The sequence below is a fragment of the Paucibacter sp. XJ19-41 genome, from assembly GCF_028462495.1.
Lineage (GTDB): Bacteria > Pseudomonadota > Gammaproteobacteria > Burkholderiales > Burkholderiaceae_C > Roseateles_E.
Window position 1 is genome coordinate 1 of sequence record NZ_JAQOWX010000060.1, and the last position, 23,376, is coordinate 23,376.

Annotated in this window: 27 protein-coding genes; 4 read left to right on the top strand and 23 right to left on the bottom strand. The window is 67.5% G+C overall.

Annotated features, from left to right (window positions below):
• Positions 1–142: 142 nt before the first annotated feature.
• Positions 143–664: a TPM domain-containing protein gene (locus PO768_RS16125; RefSeq protein WP_272646866.1), complete on the top strand. Its 522-nt coding sequence runs from the start codon at positions 143–145 to the stop codon at positions 662–664.
• 7 nt (positions 665–671) lie between these two features.
• Here the strand turns inward: PO768_RS16125 and PO768_RS16130 are convergent, their stop codons facing one another.
• The 13 genes from PO768_RS16130 to PO768_RS16190 form a co-directional block, all read right to left on the bottom strand.
• Positions 672–1,541 carry a D-hexose-6-phosphate mutarotase gene (locus PO768_RS16130; RefSeq protein WP_272646867.1) on the bottom strand — a complete coding sequence of 290 codons (870 nt, stop codon included), beginning with the start codon at positions 1,539–1,541 and terminating at the stop codon, positions 672–674.
• Positions 1,542–1,675: 134 nt separating this feature from the next.
• Entirely contained in the window at positions 1,676–2,089 is a 414-nt protein-coding gene (locus PO768_RS16135) for a F0F1 ATP synthase subunit epsilon (RefSeq protein ID WP_262971724.1), read from the bottom strand.
• A gap of 84 nt (positions 2,090–2,173) precedes the next feature.
• Positions 2,174–3,586 carry a F0F1 ATP synthase subunit beta gene (atpD, locus tag PO768_RS16140; protein ID WP_266003478.1) on the bottom strand — a complete coding sequence of 471 codons (1,413 nt, stop codon included), beginning with the start codon at positions 3,584–3,586 and terminating at the stop codon, positions 2,174–2,176.
• 44 nt (positions 3,587–3,630) lie between these two features.
• Positions 3,631–4,503, bottom strand: a complete 873-nt coding sequence (gene atpG, locus PO768_RS16145) for a F0F1 ATP synthase subunit gamma (protein WP_266003477.1) — start codon at positions 4,501–4,503, stop codon at positions 3,631–3,633.
• Between the two features lie 54 nt (positions 4,504–4,557).
• Positions 4,558–6,117, bottom strand: a complete 1,560-nt coding sequence (gene atpA / locus PO768_RS16150; RefSeq protein WP_272646868.1) for a F0F1 ATP synthase subunit alpha — start codon at positions 6,115–6,117, stop codon at positions 4,558–4,560.
• Positions 6,118–6,226: 109 nt separating this feature from the next.
• Complete coding sequence (locus tag PO768_RS16155; RefSeq protein ID WP_266003475.1) at positions 6,227–6,760, bottom strand: F0F1 ATP synthase subunit delta; 534 nt, start codon at positions 6,758–6,760, stop codon at positions 6,227–6,229.
• Positions 6,761–6,762: 2 nt separating this feature from the next.
• The gene (locus PO768_RS16160; protein WP_137942795.1) at positions 6,763–7,233 is read right to left on the bottom strand and encodes a F0F1 ATP synthase subunit B; all 471 of its coding nucleotides are present in this window, start codon (positions 7,231–7,233) and stop codon (positions 6,763–6,765) included.
• A 38-nt stretch (positions 7,234–7,271) separates the two neighbouring features.
• Positions 7,272–7,520, bottom strand: a complete 249-nt coding sequence (gene atpE / locus PO768_RS16165; RefSeq protein ID WP_137942794.1) for a F0F1 ATP synthase subunit C — start codon at positions 7,518–7,520, stop codon at positions 7,272–7,274.
• A 51-nt stretch (positions 7,521–7,571) separates the two neighbouring features.
• A complete protein-coding gene (gene atpB, locus PO768_RS16170) occupies positions 7,572–8,441 on the bottom strand; it encodes a F0F1 ATP synthase subunit A (RefSeq protein ID WP_137942793.1) in 870 nt (289 codons plus the stop codon).
• A gap of 1 nt (position 8,442) precedes the next feature.
• Positions 8,443–8,946 carry an ATP synthase subunit I gene (locus tag PO768_RS16175; RefSeq protein ID WP_272646869.1) on the bottom strand — a complete coding sequence of 168 codons (504 nt, stop codon included), beginning with the start codon at positions 8,944–8,946 and terminating at the stop codon, positions 8,443–8,445.
• Positions 8,947–9,121: 175 nt separating this feature from the next.
• Positions 9,122–10,030 carry an SMP-30/gluconolactonase/LRE family protein gene (locus tag PO768_RS16180; protein WP_272646870.1) on the bottom strand — a complete coding sequence of 303 codons (909 nt, stop codon included), beginning with the start codon at positions 10,028–10,030 and terminating at the stop codon, positions 9,122–9,124.
• A 32-nt stretch (positions 10,031–10,062) separates the two neighbouring features.
• Positions 10,063–10,554, bottom strand: coding sequence for a GNAT family N-acetyltransferase (locus PO768_RS16185; RefSeq protein ID WP_272646871.1), 492 nt, complete (start codon positions 10,552–10,554; stop codon positions 10,063–10,065).
• Between the two features lie 7 nt (positions 10,555–10,561).
• Positions 10,562–11,260 (bottom strand): cytochrome b/b6 domain-containing protein, encoded by a 699-nt coding sequence (locus PO768_RS16190; protein WP_272646872.1) that lies wholly within the window; start codon positions 11,258–11,260, stop codon positions 10,562–10,564.
• A gap of 156 nt (positions 11,261–11,416) precedes the next feature.
• On the opposite strand from PO768_RS16190, the gene PO768_RS16195 reads away from it, so the two are divergent.
• Positions 11,417–11,872 (top strand): c-type cytochrome, encoded by a 456-nt coding sequence (locus PO768_RS16195; RefSeq protein ID WP_272646892.1) that lies wholly within the window; start codon positions 11,417–11,419, stop codon positions 11,870–11,872.
• Between the two features lie 10 nt (positions 11,873–11,882).
• Here PO768_RS16195 and PO768_RS16200 read toward each other — a convergent pair whose 3' ends face one another.
• Genes PO768_RS16200 through PO768_RS16230 form a run of 7 tightly spaced genes read right to left on the bottom strand, consistent with a single transcriptional unit; the run spans position 11,883 to position 17,480 of the window.
• On the bottom strand, positions 11,883–12,488 hold the full coding sequence (locus tag PO768_RS16200) for a glutathione S-transferase family protein (RefSeq protein WP_272646873.1): 606 nt from the start codon (positions 12,486–12,488) through the stop codon (positions 11,883–11,885).
• Positions 12,485–13,207, bottom strand: coding sequence for an alanyl-tRNA editing protein (locus PO768_RS16205; RefSeq protein ID WP_272646874.1), 723 nt, complete (start codon positions 13,205–13,207; stop codon positions 12,485–12,487). The genes PO768_RS16200 and PO768_RS16205 overlap by 4 nt, the downstream gene beginning before the upstream one ends.
• Positions 13,204–13,782 (bottom strand): VOC family protein, encoded by a 579-nt coding sequence (locus tag PO768_RS16210; protein WP_272646875.1) that lies wholly within the window; start codon positions 13,780–13,782, stop codon positions 13,204–13,206. Before PO768_RS16210 ends, PO768_RS16205 begins: the two co-directional genes overlap by 4 nt.
• A gap of 5 nt (positions 13,783–13,787) precedes the next feature.
• Entirely contained in the window at positions 13,788–14,627 is an 840-nt protein-coding gene (locus PO768_RS16215; protein WP_272646876.1) for a PhzF family phenazine biosynthesis protein, read from the bottom strand.
• Entirely contained in the window at positions 14,624–15,835 is a 1,212-nt protein-coding gene (locus PO768_RS16220; protein WP_272646877.1) for an aminotransferase-like domain-containing protein, read from the bottom strand. The genes PO768_RS16215 and PO768_RS16220 overlap by 4 nt, the downstream gene beginning before the upstream one ends.
• The gene (locus PO768_RS16225; protein ID WP_272646878.1) at positions 15,832–16,566 is read right to left on the bottom strand and encodes an aspartate/glutamate racemase family protein; all 735 of its coding nucleotides are present in this window, start codon (positions 16,564–16,566) and stop codon (positions 15,832–15,834) included. The genes PO768_RS16220 and PO768_RS16225 overlap by 4 nt, the downstream gene beginning before the upstream one ends.
• Complete coding sequence (locus tag PO768_RS16230) at positions 16,563–17,480, bottom strand: DMT family transporter (protein WP_272646879.1); 918 nt, start codon at positions 17,478–17,480, stop codon at positions 16,563–16,565. Before PO768_RS16230 ends, PO768_RS16225 begins: the two co-directional genes overlap by 4 nt.
• A 74-nt stretch (positions 17,481–17,554) precedes the next feature.
• On the opposite strand from PO768_RS16230, the gene PO768_RS16235 reads away from it, so the two are divergent.
• On the top strand, positions 17,555–19,015 hold the full coding sequence (locus PO768_RS16235) for an aminotransferase-like domain-containing protein (protein WP_272646880.1): 1,461 nt from the start codon (positions 17,555–17,557) through the stop codon (positions 19,013–19,015).
• A gap of 33 nt (positions 19,016–19,048) precedes the next feature.
• Here PO768_RS16235 and PO768_RS16240 read toward each other — a convergent pair whose 3' ends face one another.
• A complete protein-coding gene (locus tag PO768_RS16240; RefSeq protein WP_272646881.1) occupies positions 19,049–19,516 on the bottom strand; it encodes an Lrp/AsnC family transcriptional regulator in 468 nt (155 codons plus the stop codon).
• Between the two features lie 280 nt (positions 19,517–19,796).
• On the opposite strand from PO768_RS16240, the gene PO768_RS16245 reads away from it, so the two are divergent.
• Positions 19,797–20,105, top strand: a complete 309-nt coding sequence (locus PO768_RS16245; RefSeq protein WP_272646882.1) for a VOC family protein — start codon at positions 19,797–19,799, stop codon at positions 20,103–20,105.
• A 10-nt stretch (positions 20,106–20,115) separates the two neighbouring features.
• On the opposite strand, the gene PO768_RS16250 is transcribed toward PO768_RS16245, so the two are convergent.
• The gene (locus PO768_RS16250; protein WP_272646883.1) at positions 20,116–21,669 is read right to left on the bottom strand and encodes a GGDEF domain-containing protein; all 1,554 of its coding nucleotides are present in this window, start codon (positions 21,667–21,669) and stop codon (positions 20,116–20,118) included.
• A gap of 2 nt (positions 21,670–21,671) precedes the next feature.
• Entirely contained in the window at positions 21,672–23,348 is a 1,677-nt protein-coding gene (locus PO768_RS16255; RefSeq protein ID WP_272646884.1) for an FAD-dependent oxidoreductase, read from the bottom strand.
• Positions 23,349–23,376 lie beyond the last annotated feature (28 nt).

The window sequence follows — 23,376 nt, forward strand, 5'->3', positions numbered from 1 at the left end:
GCGGCGGGCGCGGGGGCCTGGGCAGCGGCGGCCCGATCATCTGGGGTGGCGGTGGCGGCGGCTGGGGCGGTGGAGGCGGCGGCGGCTTCTCGTCCGGCGGCGGGGGCGATTTTGGAGGCGGTGGCGCCTCGGGAGACTGGTGATGCCGACGCTGACCAAGAACCGCCTGCTGCGGCTGCTGCAACACCGCTGGACCGATGAGTCCGATCTGAAGCGCGCCCTGCCCGGCGCGGCCGTGCCGCATCTGGAGCAGAAGGTGCGCGACAGCGAGACCCACCACAGCGGCGAGATCTGCGTCTGCGTGGAGGCCGGGCTGCCGCTGTCCTATCTGTGGAAGGGCCTCTGCGCCCGCGACCGGGCGGTCACCCTGTTCGGCAAGCTGCGGGTCTGGGACACCGAGACCAACAACGGCGTGCTGATCTATCTGCTGCTGGCCGACCACGCGATCGAGATCGTCGCCGACCGCGGGCTCAACACCAGGGTGTCGGCGGCCGAATGGGCGGCGGTGATCGAGGGGCTGCGCGCCGATCTGCGCGCCGGCCGTTTCGAGCCGGGCCTGATCGCGGCGGTCGATGCGGTCGACCGCCTGCTGCGCCAGCACTATCCGCTGACCGAGGGACAGAAAAACCCGAACGAGCTGCCAGACGCGGTGGTGCTGCTCTGAGTGAGCTCTAGAGCAGGGTCAGGCTTTGCATGCCGGCCCAGCTCTCGCCGGGGGCCAGCATGATTGGATGCTCGATCGCCGCCGCCTCGATGCACAACATCTGCCGCCAGCCCTCGGCCGGCATATCGGCCAGCGCCGCGCATTTCTCGGCGCCGGGGTTCCAGACCACCGCGTCCTCGAAGCCCTGCTGGCGGATCAGCAGCTCGCGCTTGTCGGCGCCGCGCTGCTCGACCAGGGTCAGGTCTTGCTTGACCTGGTGGTAGATGCGGTCGAGGTCCTGCGCGCCGGGGCTGCCCGGCAGCAGCAGGTCGACACGCTGGCTCTTCTCGACGTTCTCGACCGAGTCCCAGTAGTGCAGGCCCGACAGGCCCTGAACGCTGCTTTCATTCAGATCCTGAACGCGCAGATAGCTGTGCAGCGCGCCGGTGAAGCTGAAAGCCGTGTCGCCCCGGTTCTCGCAGGCCAGTTCGATCTCCAGGCTGCGACCGGCCACGCGCACGCTCAGCTCGGCCTCGAAGGCATGCGGCCAGAACATGCGCGAAGCGGCGTCGTCGGCCAGGCGCAAGACTGCCAGCGCGTCATCCTCGCCCTGCTCGGCCGACACCAGCTGCCAGGGCTTGTTGCGCGCGAAACCATGCTTTTGCAGCGGACCGCGCGCGGCGAACTGTGGAAAGCACACCGGCACGCCGCCGCGTATCGCCTGGCCGGTGGCGAAGACCGACTTCGGTGACAGATAGAGCTGCTCGTCGGCACCGGCCGGCACCCAGGAGACGATATGGGCGCCATGCAGCAGCAGCGTGGCGCGGGCGCCGTCGGGAGCGAGCAGCTCCAGGGCATCCATGCCTTGGTCGCGGGTCAGGGAGATGGCGGTGGGCATAGGGTGGCAGTGTATGAAAAACGCCCGCCCGACTTGCGTCGGCGGGCGTTGCAAAGAGCGCGGGCTCCGGTCGGCTGGGAACAGAGCAGGCGTGCACGCTGCGCGTGCGTCGCCAGGTCCGTCCCGCAAGACCTCTATTTCTTGCGGAACTTTCGCAGCGCAGCGATCTGGGCGGCCATCGCGGCGAACTCGCTCTGCGCGGCGGCAAAGTCGATATCGCTCTTGGCGTTCTTCATCGCTTCCTCGGCCAGCTTCTTGGCTTCCGAGGCCTTGGCTTCGTCCAGGTCCTTGCCGCGGATCGCGGTGTCGGCCAGCACGGTGACCGTGCCGGGCTGCACTTCCAGAATGCCGCCGGCCACGAAGACAAACTCTTCGCCGCCATCGGCTTTCTCGATGCGCACGGCACCCGGCTTGATGCGGGTGATCAGCGGCGTGTGCTGGGGCAGGATGCCCAGCTCACCGCCCTCGCCCGGCAGCGCGACGAACTTGGCCTCGCCCGAGAAGATCAGCTCTTCGGCGGAAACCACATCAACGTGGATAGTTGCCATCTCAATCTTCCTTAGCGTTAAGAAACTTCAGTAGCGGATCAGCGGCGCACGGCCCCGTCGAGCCGCTTGCCGCTGGTGTCGCGATTACTGCAGCTTCTTCGCCTTCTCGAAGGCTTCGTCGATGGTGCCGACCATGTAGAAGGCCTGCTCGGGCAGGTGATCGCACTCACCGGCCACGATCATCTTGAAGCCACGGATGGTTTCCTTCAGCGGCACGTACTTGCCGGGCGAGCCGGTGAACACTTCGGCCACATGGAAAGGCTGCGACAGGAAGCGCTGGATCTTGCGGGCGCGCGACACGGCCAGCTTGTCTTCCGGCGACAGTTCGTCCATGCCCAGAATCGCGATGATGTCGCGCAGTTCCTTGTAGCGCTGCAGCACTTGCTGGACGGCACGGGCCGTCGTGTAGTGCTCGTCGCCGACCACGTTCGGGTCCAGCTGACGCGAGGTCGAGTCCAGCGGGTCCACGGCGGGGTAGATACCCAGCGAGGCGATGTCACGCGACAGCACCACGGTGGAGTCCAAGTGGGCGAAGGTCGTGGCAGGCGAGGGGTCGGTCAAGTCATCCGCAGGGACGTAGACGGCCTGGATCGAGGTGATCGAGCCGACCTTGGTCGACGTGATCCGTTCTTGCAGACGGCCCATTTCCTCGGCCAGCGTCGGCTGGTAACCCACGGCGGAAGGCATACGACCCAGCAGCGCGGACACTTCGGTACCGGCCAGCGTGTAGCGGTAGATGTTGTCCACGAAGAACAGCACGTCGCGGCCTTCGTCACGGAAGGACTCGGCGATCGTCAGACCGGTCAGGGCCACGCGCAGACGGTTGCCCGGAGGCTCGTTCATCTGGCCGTAGACCATCGCGACCTTGGAGTCTTCGAGCTTCTCGAGGTTCACGACGCCCGAATCGGCCATCTCGTGATAGAAGTCGTTGCCCTCGCGGGTACGCTCACCGACACCAGCGAACACCGACAGACCCGAGTGAGCCTTGGCGATGTTGTTGATCAGCTCCATCATGTTGACGGTCTTGCCGACGCCGGCGCCACCGAACAGACCCACCTTGCCGCCCTTGGCGAACGGGCAGATCAGGTCAATCACCTTGATGCCGGTTTCCAGCAGCTCTTGCGAGGGGCTCAGTTCGTCGTAGGCCGGGGCCTTGCGGTGAATCGGCATGACCAGGGTCTGGTCAACCGGGCCACGCTCGTCGATGGGCGCGCCGAGCACGTCCATGATGCGGCCCAGCGTTGCCTTGCCCACGGGAACCTTGATGTTCTCGCCGGTGTTGAAGACTTCGGTGCCGCGGCGCAGGCCGTCGGACGAGCCCAGAGCAATCGTGCGCACCACGCCGTCGCCCAGCTGCTGCTGGACTTCGAGGGTCAGCGACGAGCCTTGCATCTTCAGTGCGTCGTAGACCTTCGGCATCTGGTTGCGCGGGAACTCCACGTCCACCACGGCGCCGATGCACTGAACGATCTTGCCCACTTGTTGAGTGTTAGCCATTTTTTCGTTCCTTCAATTCCAAAACTATTAGCGTTCGATCGCGATCAGCCCACGGCGGCCGCGCCACTGACAATCTCGCTGAGCTCCTTGGTGATCGCGGCCTGGCGGGTCTTGTTGTAGACCAGCTTCAGCTCACCGATCAGGGTGCCTGCGTTGTCGGTGGCAGCCTTCATGGCCACCATGCGTGCCGATTGCTCGGACGCCATGTTTTCGGCCACAGCCTGATAGACCAGGGCCTCGGTATAGCGCAACAGCAGCTCGTCGATCACGGTCGCGGCATCGGGCTCGTAGATGTAGTCCCATGCGTGCGAGCCGCCATCGGTCTTCATGCCCTCGGTCGTCAGCGGTAGCAGTTGCTGCACGACGGCCTCCTGCTTCATCGTGTTGATGAAGCGGGTGTAGCAGAGGTAGACGGCGCTGAGCTTGCCTTCGGCGTATGCGTCCAGCAGCACCTTGACCGGGCCGATCATCTTCTCGATGTGCGGCTGGTCGCCCAGCTGCGTGACCTGCGAGACCACCTTGGCGCCGATGCGGTTCATGAAGGACAGGCCCTTGTTGCCGATGGCAACGACCTCGGCCTTCTGGCCGGCTGTTTCCAGCTCCTTGAGCTTGGCCGTGGCCGCGCGCAAGAGGTTGGTATTGAGGCCACCGCAAAGACCCTTGTCGGTCGTGACCACGACGAAACCGGCCGTCTTGGCCTGCTCGTTCTTGACCAGGAAGGGGTGCTTGTACTCGGGGTTGGCCGTGGCCAGATTGGCGGCGATATTGCCGATCTTCTGGCTGTAGGGCCGGGCCGAACGCATCCGCTCCTGCGCCTTGCGCATCTTCGAAGCGGCCACCATTTCCATGGCCTTGGTGATCTTCTTGGTGTTCTCGACCGACTTGATCTTGCCGCGAATTTCCTTGCTTGATGCCATGATTTCTCCTGTTAGGTCCGGGCCGCTTTTTGCATCACAGCCCGGTCATGGTCATTAGGCGAAGGACTTCTTGAAGGAAGTGATCGCAGCGTTCAGTTCAGCTTCGGACGTGCCGGCCTTGTCGAAGGCCTGCTCGGCCTCGAGCTTGGCCAGCAACGCAGCGTGGCTGGTCTTCAGGAACTGGTGCAGGCCGTGCTCGAAGGCCAGCACCTGCTTGACCTCGATGCTGTCCATGAAGCCCTTATTCACCGCGTACAGCGTGGCAGCCATCAGGCTGATCGGCTGGGGCGAATACTGGGCCTGCTTCAGCAGCTCGGTCACGCGGGCACCGCGGTCCAGCTGCTTGCGGGTGGACTCGTCCAGATCGGAAGCGAACTGCGCGAACGCGGCCAGCTCACGGTACTGCGCCAGGTCGGTACGGATACCGCCGGACAGGCCCTTGATCAGCTTGGTCTGGGCAGCACCACCGACGCGCGACACCGAGATACCGGCGTTGATGGCGGGGCGGATACCGGCGTTGAACAGGCTGGTTTCCAGGAAGATCTGGCCGTCGGTGATCGAGATCACATTGGTCGGCACGAAGGCAGACACGTCACCGGCTTGCGTTTCGATGATGGGCAGCGCCGTCAGCGAGCCGGTCTTGCCCATGACTTCACCCTTGGTGAAGGCTTCGACATAGTCGGCGTTGACGCGAGCTGCGCGCTCCAGCAGACGGCTGTGCAGATAGAACACATCGCCCGGGTAAGCTTCGCGGCCCGGCGGGCGGCGCAGCAGCAGCGAGACCTGGCGGTAGGCGACGGCCTGCTTGGACAGATCGTCATAAACGATCAGCGCATCTTGACCGCGGTCGCGGAAGTACTCGCCCATCGTGCAGCCCGAGTAGGCCGACACATACTGCATCGCGGCCGATTCGGAGGCCGAGGCGGCCACGACGATGGTGTACTCCATCGCGCCGGCTTGCTCCAGCGAGCGCACCACGTTCTTGATCGACGAGGCCTTCTGGCCGATCGCGACGTAAACGCAGGTCACGCCCTGGCCCTTCTGGCTGATGATGGCGTCGATGGCCACGGCGGTCTTGCCGGTCTGGCGGTCACCGATGATCAGCTCGCGCTGGCCACGGCCGACGGGCACCATCGCGTCGATGGACTTCAGGCCGGTCTGCAGCGGCTGGTCGACCGACTTACGGGCGATCACGCCCGGAGCGACCTTTTCGATCACGTCGGTCATCTTGGCGTTGATCGGACCCTTGCCGTCGATCGGCTGGCCCAGCGCGTTGACAACGCGGCCGATCAGCTCGGGGCCGACCGGCACTTCCAGAATGCGGCCCGTGCACTTGACGGTATCGCCTTCGGAAATGTGCTCGTAGGCACCCAGAATCACGGCGCCGACGGAGTCGCGCTCGAGGTTCAGGGCCAGGCCGAACGAGGGCTGGCCGCTGGCGTCGGCCGGGAACTCCAGCATTTCGCCTTGCATCACGTCGGACAGACCATGGATGCGGCAGATGCCGTCGGACACGGACACCACGGTGCCCTGGTTACGGACGTCCGTCGATGCACCGAGACCCTCGATACGGGACTTGATGAGTTCGGAAATTTCAGCAGGATTCAGTTGCATTGCTTGCTCCCATCTGCTCGGCCCTGCCGTGCGCTGCGCTTGTGGCAGCCACACGGGCGGGCTAAGGGGGTGATTCGGTCTCGGTGTTCGTCGCGCTTGATCGGATCGATCAGGCGGTCAGGGCCACCTTCATGCGTTCCAGGCGGGCCTTGACCGAGGTGTCCAGCACCTCGTCGCCAACCACCACGCGGATACCGCCAATCAGCGAGGGCTCCAGCGATACATGGGCTTCGAGCTTGCGACCGAAGCGCTTCTCCAGCGTGGCCACCACATCGCTCAGCTGGGCTGGCTCAATGGGGTAGGCACTGAAGATCTGTGCATCAGCCACGCCGTCAGCCGCGTTGGCCAGGACATGGAACTGTCCGACCACCGCCGGCAGAGCCGCCAGGCGCGAGTTCTCGATCACCGCGCGCAGAAAATTCTGCAGCTCCGGGGCCAGGTCTTGCTTGGCCGCCGCGGCAACCACCGCGTAGACCTGCTCGGACGTGACCTTGGGGTTGTCGGCGAACTGGCGCAGATCGGCATCCTGTGCGACCAGGGACAGCGCGTCGAGCGCCGCACCCCAGGCTTTCACATCGTGCTTCTTGGCGACCTGGTAGAGCGCTTCAGCGTAAGGGCGTGCAATGGTTGCGAGCTCAGCCATGATTACAGCTCCGTCTTCAGACGGCCCAGCAATTCGGCATGCACCGAGGCGTTGACCTCGCGCTGCAGAATTTGCTCGGCACCCTTGACGGCCAGCGCTGCGACCTGCTCACGCAGGGCCTCGCGGGCACGGGTGGCTTGCTGGTCGGCCTCGGACTTGGCGGCTGCCACGATCTTGGCGCCCTCGTCCTCGGCACGCTTCTTGGCTTCGTCCACGATGGCAGCGGCACGCTTTTCGGCGTCGGCCAGCAGCTTGGTGGTTTCGTTGCGCGTTTGTGCGAGCTGCTCGTCGACCTTCTTGTTGGCGGTTGCCAACTCGGCCTTGGCCTTGTCCGCAGCGGCCAGGCCGTCGCGGATCTTCTCTGCACGTTCATCCAGCGCCTTGGTGATAGGCGGCCAGACGAAACGCATCGTGAACCACACCAGGATCGCGAAGACGATCGCCTGGATAAATAGGGTTGCGTTGATATTCACGGCACGATCCTTTCAAGTCGTGAAAGGTTCGGGAGTTATCAGGCCAGCACGAAGGGGTTGGCGAACGCGAACAGCAGAGCGATAGCCACGCCGATCAGGAAAGCTGCGTCGATCAGGCCGGCCAAGATGAACATCTTGGTTTGCAGTTCGTTCATCAGCTCAGGCTGGCGAGCCGAGGACTCCAGGAACTTGCCACCCATCAGCGCGATGCCGATGGAAGCGCCGATAGCGCCCAGACCAACGATGATGCCGCAAGCCAGTGCCACGAGGCCGAGGATGTTTTCCATTATTTGCTCCTAGAGAGATGAAAGAAAGAAAGAGAAAAGAGAAACTCGTGATCAGTGCGCGTCGTGCGCCTGACCGATGTAGATCAGCGTCAGCATCATGAAGATGAAGGCCTGCAGCGTGATCACAAGAATGTGGAACAAGGTCCACACCGTACCGGCAATGACATGGCCAATGGCCAGGCCGATGCCCGTAGCCGACAGCGTGAACGCACCACCCATCAGTGCGATCAGCATGAAGACCAGTTCGCCGGCAAACATATTGCCGAACAACCGCATGCCGTGCGAGACCGTCTTAGCGACGAACTCGATGACCTGCATCAGGAAGTTGAAAGGCCACAGCGCCCAGTGCGCGCCGAACGGCGCCGAGATCAGCTCATGACCCCAACCGCCCAGGCCCTTGATCTTGATGTTGTAGAAGAAGCACATCAGCAGCACGCTGCTCGACAGGCCCAGCGTGGTGGACAGGTCGGCGGTCGGCACGACACGCATGTAATCCTTGAAGCCCAGGGCCGGACCGGCGCTGTGCCAGATCGCCGGAATCAGGTCGACCGGCAGCATGTCCATCGCATTCATCAGGAAGATCCAGACGAACACGGTCAGCGCCAGCGGCGAGACCAGCTTGCGGCTCTTGGCGTTGTGGATCACGCCCTTGGCCTGGTTCTCGACCATCTCGGACAGGATCTCGACAGCAGCCTGGAAGCGGCCCGGCACGCCCGAGGTGGCCTTGCGCGCGGCGCGCCACAGCACGAAGCAGCCGATCACGCCCAGCAGCAGCGAGAACGCCACCGAGTCCAGATTGAAGACGCTGAAGTCGACGATGCTGGTCTGCTTGACGCTTTCGAACGAGAAATTCTTCTGCAGATGTTGCAGGTGGTGAGTGATGTACTCACCAGCGCTGGGCCCATGTCCTTCGGCTGCCATATCAGTTTCCGTCGCTAATTTTCTTGAATCGGCCCCGCGTGAGCAGGACCAGCCAATTAACCTTGAGGCACACAATCATGGTCAGCAGCAGTGCCGGCCAACTCAGATTGCCTACCATCTTGACCACCGCCACCAAAATGGCAATGACCAGAAAGATCTTGATCAACTCCCAGATCATCAGCGAGACCAAAGCGGCTCCCGCATGATTCATCGGTCGTCGGGTCGTGCCCCATGCCATCAAGGCATTCGGCAGCACCACCGCGATCGCGCCAAACAGCGCCGACCACGCCTTGCCGGCCTCGAACGTGAACAAGCCCCACAGCAGGACGCACAACAATCCCGCCAACGCCTGGGCCGCCACGATCTGCCAGGGCGACAGCAGAGGACTCCGTGCCTTCAAGGCCTGCGCTTGCTCTCGCGTCAGGGGCTTGAAAGCCGCGTCATCGTCCGCATCTCCTCCCTCATCACCCCAGCGGCTGTCCTGCCCCTCATCAGCGCTGCGCACGGCTTTCGGTCGTGCGTGCAGAGGGTTTGGATTCACGGCAACTCGGGGCTGGTCGGCAAAACCCAAAGATTATATGTGGAAACCCGCACATCGCCGCCAAGGCGGGTGGCGGGGTCTCCCTACAAGTCGGTCAGGCGTACTTGCCGGCGGCCATGACTTCTGGCAGGGCACGGTCTCAGAGCCGTGCGACATCCGCCATCAGCGCCGGCAAGCCCGGCACCTCAACCCGCACTTTCAGCACGCGGCCGGCCCAGGGCTGGGCCGCCAGTTCCTCGGCCGGCCGCTTCTCGCAGGCCGTCGTGATGTAGAGCGTGCGCAGATCGGCATCGCCAAAAGCGGGCATGGTCGGGCAGCGCACCGGCAGGCGCAGCTCCCGCAGCACCCGGCCCTCGGGCGAGAGCCGCAGCAGGCGCTGGCCCTCGAACATCGCCACCCAGTAGCAACCCTCCACATCGACCGCCGCGCCATCGGGCCGGCCGCCATACTCATCCAGTGAAGCGCCGGCGGCACGCGGCGCAAAGCCGGCGAACAGGCGCTTGTTGCTGACCGCGCCGCTGCCTGCATCGAAATCCAGCTGGTAGATCTGATGCGCCTTGGTGTCCGACCAGTAGAGCCGGCGCTGGTCGGGGCTCCAAGCCAGGCCATTGGAGGTGACGATGCCGCCGGCCATCTGCTCGAACGCGCCACCGGCAAAGCGGAACAACGCCGAATCAGGGGCGCGCGCATCGTCTATCGTGCCCACCCAGAAGCGCCCCTGCGCATCAGGCTTGCCGTCATTGAAGCGCTGGCGCGCCGCGTCATAGGGCGCGGGTGCGATCTGCGCCTGCGCGCCGCTTTCGGTGTCGAGCCGCCACAAGCCGTCGCGCCGGGCCACCAGCAGGCCGCCACCGGCCAGCAACGCGATGCAGCCGGGCTCGCTGTCCAGCTGCCAGGACTTGAGCGCGCCGCTGGCGGGGTCCAGGCGCAAGACCTGACGCTCGGCGATGTCCACATAGTAGAGGGCTTGCTCCTGCGCGTGCCAGAGCGGCGATTCGCCGAGGGTGGCCCGGTGCGGGCCGGCCAATTCGATCAGTTCATCGGTCATGCCGCGATGCTAAGGCGGTAATGCGCTGTAACTCAGCCCAGTTCGACTTTCAGGTAGTGCGCACCCGGCACCGGATTGAAATAAAACGGTGGCACCTCGACAAAGCCCAGGCTTTCATAAAGCCCGCGCGCCGCCTCCATATCGTCCAGCGTGTCCAGCAGCATGGACGAGTAGCCGGCCTCGGTAGCGCGGTCGATCAGGGCCTGGGCCAGTGTGCGTCCCAGGCCGAAACGGCGAAACGCCGGTCGCACATAAAGCCGCTTCATCTCGCAGGCGTTCGGATAGTCGGAATCGGGCAGGTTGCGGAAGGCGCCGCAGCCGGCCAGCGCGCCATCGACCAAGGCCAGCAGCATCAGGCCGCCCGGCTGCGCGTACTGCCCCGGCAGCTGCTGCAGCTCCGACTCGAAGTTCTGGAAGCTAAGATCGACCGCCAGGCTCTGGCTGTACTCGCGCAGGATCTCGCGGACAGCCTGCCAGCCTTCGGCATCGTCGGGAGCTATCAGGGTGATGTCGGGACTGCTCATGAACGCGTCAAAGTGTACCCAGGCTCACCAGCCAGGCCACCGCCGCAGCGCTCGCCGCCAGCAGCAGCAAGGCCAGCCCGCGGGTGGCGGCACTGTCACGCGAGGCCGGCACCTCCGGCGGCAGCACCTTATCTCCGCTGATCATCGGCCCCACCAGGCGGCGCTTCTTGACGACGCGATAGAACACAATGGCCAGCAGATGCAACGCGACCAAGGCATAGATCAGCCATTGCCCCCAGCTCTTGTGATGCCCGGTCCAGGCCAGGCTGGTGTCCATTGAGACGAAGCGCACCAGCGGCCCGGTGATCGCGATCTCGTCATCGGCGATCAGACCCGAACCCACCTGCACCACGAGCCAGCCCAGCATCGCCAGCACCGACAAGGCACCCAGCGGGCTGTGCCCGACCTCGAACCAGTCGCCGCGCTGCGGGCGGCCACGCAGATAGCGCAGCCAGGCGGCCGGGCTGTAGATGAAACTGGCAAAGCGCGACCAGCGCCCACCCACCAGGCCCCATAACAGGCGAAACAGCAGCAAGGTCAGCACCGCATAGCCCAGCCGCATATGCCAGACCATCGCATTGCCGCCGATCTTGGCGCTGACCACCGAGCCCAGCACACACAGCGCCAGCACCCAGTGGAACAGCCGCGTCGGCAAATCCCACACCCGCACCAGGCTCGTTGCCCCGCTTGTCGAAGCCTCAGCCATTGTTTTCATCCCGCCGTTTGCATCGCAGCAAAGATAACGCAAGAACTGGCCCCGGCCCAGCCCTGCAAACAAGGCCAAGCCTTCGTACACTGCACAAGCCCGTGGCGAAGCGCCACTCGCGCCTGATCAACCCGTCTGCAAGGAATCCCCAGCATGATGAAGCAAACCCTGACCACCGTGGCCGCCCTGGCCGGCCTGGCCAGCGCCCTGCCCGCCGCCGCGCAGTTCCAGAAGCCCGAGGACGCCGTCAAGTACCGCAAGGCCGCCTTCACCGTGATGGCCGCACACTTCGGCCGCATCGGCGCGATGGCCCAGGGCCGCGTGCCCTTCGATGCGGCAGCCGCAGCGGCGAACGCTGACATCGTGGTCGCGATGTCCAAGCTGCCCTATGCCGGCTTTGTCGAAGGCACGGCGGGCACCGAGAAGGGCCAGCCCAACACCAAGGTCTGGACCGAGCGGGCGAAGTTCGACGAGGGCGCGAAGAAGATGCAGGACGAGGTCATCAAGCTGGCGGCGGCCGCCAAGGCCAACAACCTCGACCAGCTGAAGGCCGCCTTCGGCAGCGCCGCCGGCAGCTGCAAGGCTTGCCACGACAACTTCCGCAATCAGTAAGGCGCTGGCCTCAGGGCAGGCCGTTGCGACCATGGGCCATGAAGCCCGGCCGCTCGCTCAAGCGCTCGTAGTAGGCCTGGACAGCCGGCAGTGCCGGCTTGTCCATCGCGGTCATCATCCAGCGCTGCACCGACAGGCCCAGCACCACATCGGCCAGCGTGAACTCGGCGCCGCAGAGGTAGGCGCCACTGGCCGCCAGCCGCTTCTCCAGCATCCCCATATGCCGGTTCCAGCCGGCCACGCCGGCCTGCAGCAGGCTCGCGTCCTGATGCGCAGGGCTGCGCCGCACCAGGCTCATGAAGGCATAGCGCCATGAGTTGTTCAGCTCGCCGGCCTGCCAATCCATCCATTGCTCGACCAGCGCCCGCGCACGGGGCTCGGCCGGCAAGAGATCGACACGTCGCTCACGGCCGGCCAGATAGCGGCAGATGCTGTTGCTCTCCCAGAGCACGAAATCGCCGTCCAGCAGCACCGGCACCATCGCGTTGGGGTTGAGCCGGCGCAGCGCCGGTGCGGCCATGTCCGGCTCCTCGCGCTCGGGGTCCAGGCCCAGTTCGGCGCAGGTCCACAAGACCTTGCGCACATTGATCGAGGCGGCGCGCCCCACTAGCTTCATGTCGCAAAGCCCACCACGACTCTGCGCGTCTTCGCGGACTTCTTCTCAATCTTCGTCACGACGACCGCACCGATCTCGGCGGTGTTCGCCACATGCGTGCCGCCGCAGGGCTGCAGGTCTATGCCCTCGATGCTCAGCAGCCGCACCCGCCCCGATCCGCGCGGGGGTTGCACGCTCATGCTGCGCACCAGGCCCGGATTGGCGTCCAGTTCCTCGTCGCTGATCCAGCGATGAGTGACCGCATGCGCACCGGCCACCAGACGGGCGATGCCGGCCGTCAACTCGTCCTTGTCCAGCGCCTCGGTCATATGGAAGTCCAGCCGCGCATAGCCGGCCGTGATCGAGCAGCCATCGACCGGATGGGGCACCAGCGCGCACAAGAGGTGCGTGGCGGTATGAAAGCGCATATGGGCATGGCGGCGCGACCAGTCGATGCGGGCCCGCACGATGACGCCCGGGCTCAGGCCCTCGAACGACTGACCGCCGGCGGGCAGATGCAGGATCTCGCCCCCCTCCCCCTTGCGGGTGTCGGCGATCACGATCAGCCGGCCATCGGGCAGCTCGAACACGCCGGCATCGCCGGCCTGGCCACCGCCCATCGGATAGAACACCGTGCGGTCCAGCAGCAGGCCGCGCTCGTCGGCGCGCAGCAGGCGCGCCGTGCATTCGCGCAGCGTCGCGTCCTCGCGAAACAGATCCAGCGTGGCGTCCGTCGTCATCCGACCAAGTCCAGCTCGACCTCGCCCTGCGGTGTCCGCAGCCTGGCCTTCAGGCCATCGCGCGAGTCAAAGCCCAGCAGTTGCACGCCGCTGGCCGGCAAGGTATCGGTCGGATGGGTCTCACCCCATTGGATCAAGGTCGGCAGCGCCTCGCGCCGCAGCCGGCGACCATCCTCGCGCAGCGCGATCTGCCAGCTCAGTACGCCGCGCGAGGCCGCCACCGGCTCGCCGGCGTCGACGCCCTCGCCACGCCAGTAGGCCAGCGCGGCCTCCAGATTCGGCACCCGCGCCACCCAGTGGATCAGGCCCGGCCCCTGCTTCAGGGCCGCCTGCAGGCCCGGCTGATCCAGATCGAACCAGCGCGCGCGGCCCGGGGCCGGCGCCTCGGGGTCGATCGCGATGATCTCCAGATAGCTGCGCGGGTGATTCAGGCCGCTGATGTTCAGCAGGCGGTTGTGCGTGCCCATCAGCGCGTGCTTGCCGCCGGGCGCGGGCGTGACGCCCAGCACCCGTTCGCACCAGGCCACGCCGGCCTCCAGCGTGTCCGCACCCACCACCAGATGATCGAGTTCCATGCTGCTCAAAGCCTCACTTGGCCATGGATCAGCGGCGTCACATCGCCGCCGATCCAGGTGTGCTCACCCTCGCGCGCCACATGCACCTTGCCGGCCCGCCCCAGCGCCGCGCCCTGCGCTGCAATATAGCGCTCCGGCGCAAGACCTGCCCCCTGAAGCCACAAGGCCAGGCCGGCATTGAGGCTGCCGGTGACCGGATCCTCGGGCACACCCAGGCCGGGCACGAAGGCGCGCACCTCGAAGGCCTCGGCCGCCCCGGCGGGATAGGCACCGACCACGCCCAGCTTGAGCCCCTGCATCGCAAGGAAATCGGGCCGCAGCGCCAGCACCGCCGCCGCATCCTTGAGCCGCGCCGCCATCCAGCCCGGGCCGTTGTCGACCCAGACCACATCGAGCAGCTCGGCCTCGGCAAGCCGCAGCGAACGCGCCACCTGGGCCCGCAGCGCCGTATCAACCGGCCCGCTGCGCCGCAGCGGCGGCGCAGCAAAGGCCAGCCGTGCGCCCTCGCGCTTGAGCCTCACCAGGCCGATCGCGCATTGCTGCACCAGCTCGCCGGGCTTCCTCGGATCGCCGCCGGAGGCCAGCCAGGCATGGGCCGAGCCCAGGGTCGGATGGCCGGCGAAAGGCAGCTCACCGCCGGGTGTGAAGATGCGCAGGCGGTAATCCGCCGCCGGGTCGGTGGGCGGCAGCAAGAAGGTGGTCTCGGACAGATTGGTCCAGCGCGCGAACGCGGCCATCTGCGCCTCGTCCAGGCCCTCGCCGTCGATCACGACGGCCAGCGCATTGCCCCGCAGGGGCTCGGCCGTGAACACATCGACCTGGGCAAACCTTCTGAGCTGGCTCATGGCGTCGTCGTCTCCGCCGTCTCGACCAGAGCCTCGCGCAAGACCCGGCCCAGGATCGCGACCCCCTCGGTGATCAGCTCCGGCGTCAGGGTCACGAAGGACAGGCGCAGGCTGCGCGGGTCGGGCTTGTGGGCATAGAAGGCCGCGCCCGGCACATAGGCGATGCCGGCCTCGACGGCCAGCGGCAGCAAGGCCATCGCATCAAAACCCTCGGGCAGACGGATCCAGAAGAACATGCCGCCGGCCGGGCTCTGCCATTCGCAGCCAGTCGGCAGATGCTCTTGCAGCGCGGCGGCCATCGCATCGCGATTGGCCTTGTAGCGGGCCCGGATCTTGGGCACATGCAGGTCGAGGAAGCCGTTCTTGATGACCTCGTGGACCACGCGCTGATTGAAGCCCGGCGTGTGCAGATCGGCCGCCTGCTTGGCCTGCAGCAGCTTCGGATACAGCTCATCGGGCGCGACGATGTAGCCCAGACGGAAGCCCGGCGTCAGCACCTTGGAGAAGGAGCCCAGATATATCGAGCCCTCGGGCCACAACGAGCTCAGCGAGGCCGGCGGCGGCTCGTCGAACCACAGATCGCCATAGGGGTTGTCCTCGACGATGGGCACGCGCGCGGCCTGCGCGGCGGCCACCACGGCCTCGCGGCGGGCCAGGCTCATCACCCGGCCGGTCGGGTTCTGGTAGTTGGGCAGCAGATAGGAGAAGCGCGTGCCCGGCGCATCGTGCGGCAGCGCGGCAATCGCCTCGGGGCGCACGCCCTGCTCGTCGCTGGCCAGGCTGGTGAAGATCGGCTCATAGGGCGTGAAGGCCTGCAGCGCACCCAGATAGGTGGGCGTCTCGACGGCCACCGGCGCGCCGGCATCGCAGAGGATCTTGCCCACCAGATCCAGGCCCTGCTGCGAGCCGCTGGTGATCAGCACCTGATCGGGTCGTGCGTTCAGGCCCAAGGTGCCGACCTTGGCCGCCACCCACTCGCGCAGCGGCGCAAAGCCCTCGCTGGACGCATATTGCAGCGCCTCCTTGGCGTTCTTGCTCAGCACCTGATCACAGGCGGCCTTCAGCGCGTCGACCGGAAAGGTGTCGGCCGAGGGCAGACCGCCGGCCATCGACAGGATGCCGGGCTTCTCGGTGACCTTCAGGATCTCGCGGATGATCGACGGGTTCATGCGCGCGGCACGGCGCGCTTGGGTCCAGGGGCTGCTCATGGTTTCAGGTCTCCAACAGGTTTATTCGATTGTGGCGCAGCCAATATCCAGTCCAGTGCGGCCTGCGCATGGAGCGATGTGCTGTCAAAAAGGGGCACGGGGGTGGACGCCGTGGCCGGGTCCAGCAAGAGGCAGACCTCGGTGCAGCCCAGTATCACCGCCTGCGCACCGGCGGCGGCCAGCGCGGCGACCTGCTGCTCATAGAAGCGGCGCGAGCCATCGACGATGCGGCCCCGGCACAACTCTTCATAGATGATGCGGTGCACCTCGGCGCGGCCCGGCGCATCGGGCGTCAGCAATTCAATGCCGTGGCGCGCCATGCGGCTGCGGTAGAAATCCTGCTCCATCGTGTAAGCGGTCGCCAACAGGCCGGCACGCTCGATGCCGGCGGCTCGCAGCGCGGCGGCCGTGCCGTCGACGATGTGGATCAGCGGCAGGCCGCTCAAGGCCTCAATCTCGTCAGCCACCTTGTGCATGGTGTTGGTCGCGATCAGCAGGCCTTCGGCGCCGGCCGCCTTCAACCCGGCGCCGGCACGGCCCAGCAGGGCGGCCGCTGCGGCCCAGTCACCACGGCGCTGCAGCGCCTCGATCTCGGCAAAGTCGACGCTGTGCAAGATCAGCCGCGCGCTGTGCAGGCCGCCCAGCCTGGCGGCCATGCCCTGGTTCAGCAGCTTGTACAGATGGGCGCTGGACTCCCAGCTCATGCCACCCAGGATTCCCAGCGTTCTCATGGGCGCGTCTCCACCGGCATTCTCTTGCCCAGCCACACCATCGCAATCACCGCCAGCGCGAACACCAGGGTCATCGCGTCGAGCCGCTCGCCCAGCACCGGCACAGCCAGCAGCATCGACAAAAAGGGCTGGATCACCTGCACCTGGCTGACCCGCAGCGTGCCGCCTATCGCCAGCGCCCGGTACCAGGCGAAGAAGCCCAGCCACATCGAAAACAAGGAGACATAGAGGAAACCGCCCCAGGCCGACCAGGCGATCGGCTGGGCCGGCCAGGTCAGGGCCGCCACCGGCAGCGTGATCGGCAGGCTCAGCACCAGCACCCAGCAGATCACCTGCTGCGGCGGCATCTGCGCGCTCAGCCGCGCGCCGCCCACATAGCCGGCCGAGGCGCTCAGCACCGCGCCCAGCAGCAGGCCATCGGCCCACTGGAAGCCGGCCGCGCCGCGCCACCAGGCAAACGCGATCACCAGGCCCAGACCGGCCAGCGCGCAGGCCCAGAAACCCAGCGAGGGCCGCTGGCGCAGCACCAGGGCGGCCATCGCGGCGGTGGCCAGCGGCAGCACGCCCGAGATCACCGAGGCATGGACCGCATCGACATGACGCACCGCATAACCCAGCAGCAGCGGCCAGCCGAACACCACGCCGGCCGCGGTCCAGGCCAGCGGCGCCCATTGCTCGCGCCGGGGCCGGGACGCGCCGCTCAGCCACAGATAGGCGGCCGACAGCAGGCCGGCCAGCGCCGCCCGGCCCAGCGCGACGAACAGCGGATCGAGCTGCGGCGCCGCCGCCGTGCCGCCGGCCAGCCGCGTCATCGGGATGCTCAGGGCGAAGATGAACACGCCCAGAGCCCCCAACAACAACCCGCGACTGGCGTCGTCGAGACGGGCGGGCGGCGGGCTGGCGAGGGCTGTCATGCGTCCCAGTCTAGTCTCGACAACCAATACAGAACCAGTACACTTTGCCGGACATCACAAACGACTGTATTGGCATGGATACCAGCACAAGCAGTAGCGGCAACAACGCGGCCATCCTGTCACGCGCCTCCAGCGTGCCGCTGGCCGAACAGCTGGCACAGCGCTTTTCCGAGCGCATCGCCCAGCGCCTGCTGCTGCCGGGCTCGCGCCTGCCCTCGGTGCGCGAATGCGCACGGCATCATGGCGTCAGCCCTTACACCGTGGTCGCCGCCTACGACCAGTTGCTGGCCCAGGGCCTGCTGGAGGCGCGCAAGCAGCGCGGCTTCTTTGTCCGGGAGTCTGGCGTGCGGGCCGGGCGCACAGCCGCGCCCGAGCCGCGCCCCGTGCGCCTGCCGAGCCAGGCGCCGTTTGATGCCACCGCCTTGATACGTGGCATGTTCCAGGCCGATGCGCGCAGCGCGCCGGGCCTGGGCACCCTGCCGGCCGAGTGGCTGGACCTGCCGATGCTGCAGAGTGCGATGCGCAAGGTGCTGGCCCAGAGCGAGGGGCCGGACCAGCTGGCCCTGCAGTACGGCGAGCCCGGCGGCGATGCGCGGCTGCGCGCGGCGCTGGCCCAGCGCCTGGCCGATCTGGGCATCGCGGCCCAGCCGGCGCAGATCATGTCGACGGTGGGCGCCACCCATGGGCTGGACCTGATCACCCGCAGCCTGCTGAACCCCGGCGACGCGGTGCTGGTCGACGACCCCGGCTGGGCCATCGAATACGCCCGGCTGAGCCAGGCCGGCATGCGGCTGCTGCCGGTGCCCCGAGGTGCCGATGGGCCGGATCTGGCCATCATGCAGCGCCTGATCGAGCAGCACCGGCCGCGCATGTATGTCACCGTCTCGGTGCTGCACAACCCGACCGGCCATACGCTGTCCTTGGCCGCCGCCCACCAGATCCTGAAGCTGGCCGAGGCCGGCGATTTGCTGATCGTCGAGGACGATACCTATGCCTGGCTGGCGCCCAACCATGCGCCGCGGCTGTCGGCGCTGGACGGTCTGCGTCGCACGCTCTATGTCTCCGGCTTCTCGAAGATCCTGACTCCGGCCTGGCGCGTCGGCTATCTGGCGGCCAGCCCGGAGCGCATTGCCAAGCTGACCGAGCTGAAACTGCTGTCGACCCTGACCACCAGCCCGCTGCTGGACCGCGCCGTCGCGATCTGCCTGGAGCAGGGCCAGCTGCGCCGCCATGCCGAGCGCGTGCTGACCCGGCTCGACGCGGCGCGCGGCCGCTCGGTGCGGCTGGCGCTCGAGGCCGGCTGCCGCTTCGTCACGCCGCCGCAAGGCCTGTTCGGCTGGGTCGATGTCGGCGTCGACACCGAGCGGCTGGCCCAGCGCCTGCTCGACGAGGGCTGGCTGATCGCGCCGGGCCTGCTGTTCAGCGCGACGCGCCGCGCCGGCACGCTGATGCGCATCAACTTCGCGACCGCGCAGGACGCCAAGTTCTGGACCCGGCTGCGGCTGCTGCGCAGCGAGTGGCTCGGCAAGACCTGACCCTATGGCCTGGCCGCCACGCCGGCCCGGCGCTCAGTCGGGGATCGCCAGCGGCCCGGCGCGCCGCACGGCGTCCAGCACGATCTGCGTCTTGAAGCTGCGTACATTGGCGTCGTGCAGCAGGCAGGCCGCGCAGAAGGCTTCGTAGGCGGGCAGATCGGCCACGACGATGACCAGCACATAGTCGGCCTCACCGGTCACGCCATAGCATTGCTGCACCTCGGGTCGCGCCAGCAGGCGCTGGCAGAAGGCGCCGGCGGCCAGCGCCGACTCGTCCACCAGGTCCACATGCACCAGGGCCGTCAGGTGCAGGCCCAGCGCGCGCGGATCCAGCCGCGCCACCTCGGCCAGGATCACGCCCTGCTCGCGCAAGCGCTTGAGCCGGCGCTGCACCGCCGCTGCGGAGAGCCCGACACGGGCGCCGATCAGTTCGCCCGAGCGGGTGGTGTCTTCTTGGTAGAGCGCGACGATGCGTTTGTCCAGGGCGTCCAGGGTCATCATGCAAAAACGGCTGAAAAGATGCGGGCAGGCCGCAAACCGACCCGGCCCTATGCGCCGCAGCGACGCTGTCGGGCCGCGACACTGAGGGCTGCGCATTATTCATCGACATCCATCGAGAACTCACGCCTCATGATCGACCACATCTCCATCGGCTCCAGGCACTACGCCGAAGCCGCCGCCTTCTACACCCGAGTGCTGGCCCCGCTGGGCCTGGGCCTGCAGCGCGATACCGGCAAGGAAGCCGCCTTCGGCAGCGCCCAGGACTGGTGCTTTTTCNCGAGTGCTGGCCCCGCTGGGCCTGGGCCTGCAGCGCGATACCGGCAAGGAAGCCGCCTTCGGCAGCGCCCAGGACTGGTGCTTTTTCATCTACCCGGCCGATGCCCCGGTGACCGCGCCCGGCGCCCATATTGCCTGGCGCGCCGCCTCGCGCGAGCAGGTCGTGCAGGTCCATGCGGCCGCGCTGGCGGCCGGCGGCCAGGATCTGTTCACGCCACGGCTGCGGCCCGATATCAGCGACAGCTATTTCGGCGCGATGTTCAGCGATCTGGACGGCCACCGCGTCGAGGTCAAGACCGACGCGGCCGAATAGCCCCCGCTCACTACTCCATCAGCCGGTCCCGCCCCGCCGCCTTGGCGCGGTACAGGGCCGCATCGGCGCGCTGGTAGAACTCGTCCGAGCTCTCGCCGGGCACGGCCAGGGTCAGGCCCATGCTGAGGGTCAGCAGGCCGCCCGGGCCGCCGGCCTCATGGGTGATGCCCCGGGCCGCCAGCGCGGCGCGCAGCTCGGTCGCGCAGTGCTGGGCGCCGCTGCGGTCGGCCGTCAGCAAGAGCGCAAACTCCTCGCCACCCAGGCGTGCCGCCAGATCCTCGGGTCGGCGCGCCACCTGGGCCAGACATGCCGCCAGCGCCTGCAGGGCCAGATCGCCCTGGTGATGGCCGTAGCGGTCGTTATAGGCCTTGAAGTGATCGACATCGATCAGCAGCAAGCTCAGCGCGGCATCGCTGCGGCGCTGGCGCTGGCGCATCGCCAACTCCAGGCGCTCGCCGAAGCAGCGCCGGTTGGCCAGCCCGGTCAGCGCATCGGTCTGCGAGAGCCGCTCCAGCACATGGACCTGGGATGCGATCACGCCCAGCAGATGGTTGGCGCCGCCGGCCAGCTCGGTGATCTCGTCCTGGCCCTGCACCGTGACCTGGCGGCCCCACTGGCGCTGCTCGCGGATATCGGCCAGCTCGCGGCGCAGCCGCACCAGCCGCGCCACCACCAGACGGTCGGCCAGCAGCAGCAGGCCCAGGGTCAGCGCGACCGCCAGGCCCAGCAACACCCACTGCACCCGCCCCAGCAGTTCCTGGCCACGCTGCTGGATATGGCGCGGCCAGCGCGTCTCCAGCACCGCCACCGGCGCGCCGGCCAGGTCCTGCACCGGCCAGCTGATCAGCAGCCAGTCGGGCGCCTCGTCCAGCCAGACCGGGCCGTCGCCGGTCAGCGCCTGGAAGTCCAAGCTCGCCGGCCGGCCCGGCAAGACCTCGCCCTCGCGCAGCAGGCGCATCTTGCTGTCCAGCCCGCTGCGCCGCGCCACCGCCAGCATCACCGCCGGGCTCAGCCATTCGGCGATCGCCACCGTGCCGCGCGCGGGCGCGCCGCTGAGTCCGTCCAGCAGCGGCCGGCGGCACACCATCATCAGGTCTTGGCGCAGCCGCGCCAGCCCGCAAGGCAGGCGCGTATCGATGGCCGGCCGGCTCAGCTGGGCCTGCACCGCAGCACTGAAGTCCTGCGGCAGCCGCAGCTCGACCGCCTGGCCGGGCGCGCCGATGCTGTGCCGCAACTGGCCTTGCGGGTCGTAGAAGCCCAGCCAGTTGAGGCTGGAGTTGGCGATGCTTTGCGGCGTCAGATTGCGCTCGGCGAACTGCCGGTTGCCGTCCTCGGCGAACTGGTAGAAATCCGGCCAGATGCTCCACTCGCGCAGCACCCGGTCGCGCAGCGCCAGCTCGTCGTCCAGTGTCTGCAGCAGGCGCACAAAGTGTTCGCGGGCGGCGCGCTGCTCGAGTTCCAGATGGCTGGCGGCCACGCTGGCACGCAGCATCCACAGCCCCAGGCCGCCCAACAAGCTGGAGAGCAGCAGCACACCGCACACCACCTTGAGGCGCAGCCGCATGCTCAGCCTCCGGCCAGATAGCTATGAATCTGGGCCACCGCCGCCGCGCCCTCGCCGATCGCGCCGCCAACCCGCTTGACCGAGCCGGCCCGCACATCGCCGACCGCGAACACCCCCGGCACGCTCGCCTCCAGCGCGGCCGGCAGATAGGCGCCGGCCGCCTCGGCCGCAGCCGCTCCGGTCAGCACAAAGCCGCGGGCATCGACCGCCACGCCGCAGCCCTCCAGCCAGCCGGTCTCGGGCTCGGCGCCGACGAACAGGAACAGATTGCGGGACTCGCAGTCGTGCTCAGCGCCGCTGCGCCGGTCGCGCCAGCGCAGCCCGTTCAGGCTGCCGCCTCGCTCGCCGCGCAGCCCGCAGAGCTCGGTATGGGTGCACAGCTCGATATTGGGCGTGTGGCTGATGCGGTCGATCAGATAGCGCGACATGCTGGCCGACAGATCGGGGCCGCGCACCAGCATATGCACCTTGGCCGCATGCCCGGCCAGGAAGACAGCGGCCTGGCCGGCCGAATTGCCGCCGCCCACCAGGGCCACCTCGGCCTGGGCGCACAGCCGGGCTTCGACCGCCGAGGCCCAGTACCAGACCCCGCGGCCCTCGAACTCGGCCAGCCGCGGTACCTCGGGCCGGCGGTAGCGCGCACCGCTAGCGACCACCACCGTGCGGCTGCGCAGCCAGCGGCCATCGCTGAGCTGCAGGCGCAGCTCGCCCTCGGGGCCGGCGCGGCTGCAGTCCAGTGCCAGCGCCTCGGACGGGATCATCAGGTCGGCACCGAACTTCTGCGCCTGCACAAAGGCGCGCCCGGCCAGCGCCATGCCGGAGATGCCGGTCGGAAAGCCCAGATAGTTCTCGATGCGGGCGCTGGCCCCGGCTTGGCCGCCGAAATGCCGGCAGTCCAGCACCCCGACCGACAGCCCCTCGGAGGCCGCATAGACGGCCGCCGCCAGCCCGGCCGGGCCGGCACCGATGATCAGCACATCGAACAGCTCCTCGCGCACGCGCATGTCCAGCATGCCGATGCAGCGCGCCAGCTGGGCCTCGCTGGGGTTGACCAGCACCGCGCCGTTCGGGCAGACCACCATCGCATCATCGGCCGCCACCCCGTACTGCTCCAGCAGCGCGGCGGTGGCCGAGCATTCGCTGGCCTGCATCTGCTGGTGCGGCTGGCCGTTGCGGCGCAGAAAACCCTGCAGCCGCACGATGGCCGGCGAGTCCGGCGCGCCCACCAGCACCGGCCCGCTGATGCCGGCCTCGATCAGACCGACGCGGCGCAAGATCAAGGCGCGGGTGATGCGCTCGCCCAGATCGGCCTCGCCGATGATCAGCGCGCGCAGCTGCTCGGTCGGGATCACCAGGGCCTCGGTGTCGTCCAGCACCTCGGCGTCGACCAGGGCCGCCGCGCCGGACAGCTGGCCCACCTCGGCCAGGAACTGGCCGGGCCCGTTGTCGATGATGGGGACGATCTCGCCCAGGCCGTTGCGCTGGCTGATGCGCACCCGGCCGCTGAGCACCACCACCATGCCCGGCCCGCGCTGGCCGGCCCTGGCCAGCATGCTGCCGCGCGCGAACTGCTGCAGCGTGCCGAAGCGGCTGATGCGCGCGATCTCCTCGGGCCTGAGGACGGGAAACATCTGCTCGTGCCGTTCGGCACGCGGGGGGGCTGCGGATTCCTGGCTCATCGGGGTGCTCACTCCTTGTGCTCCCACC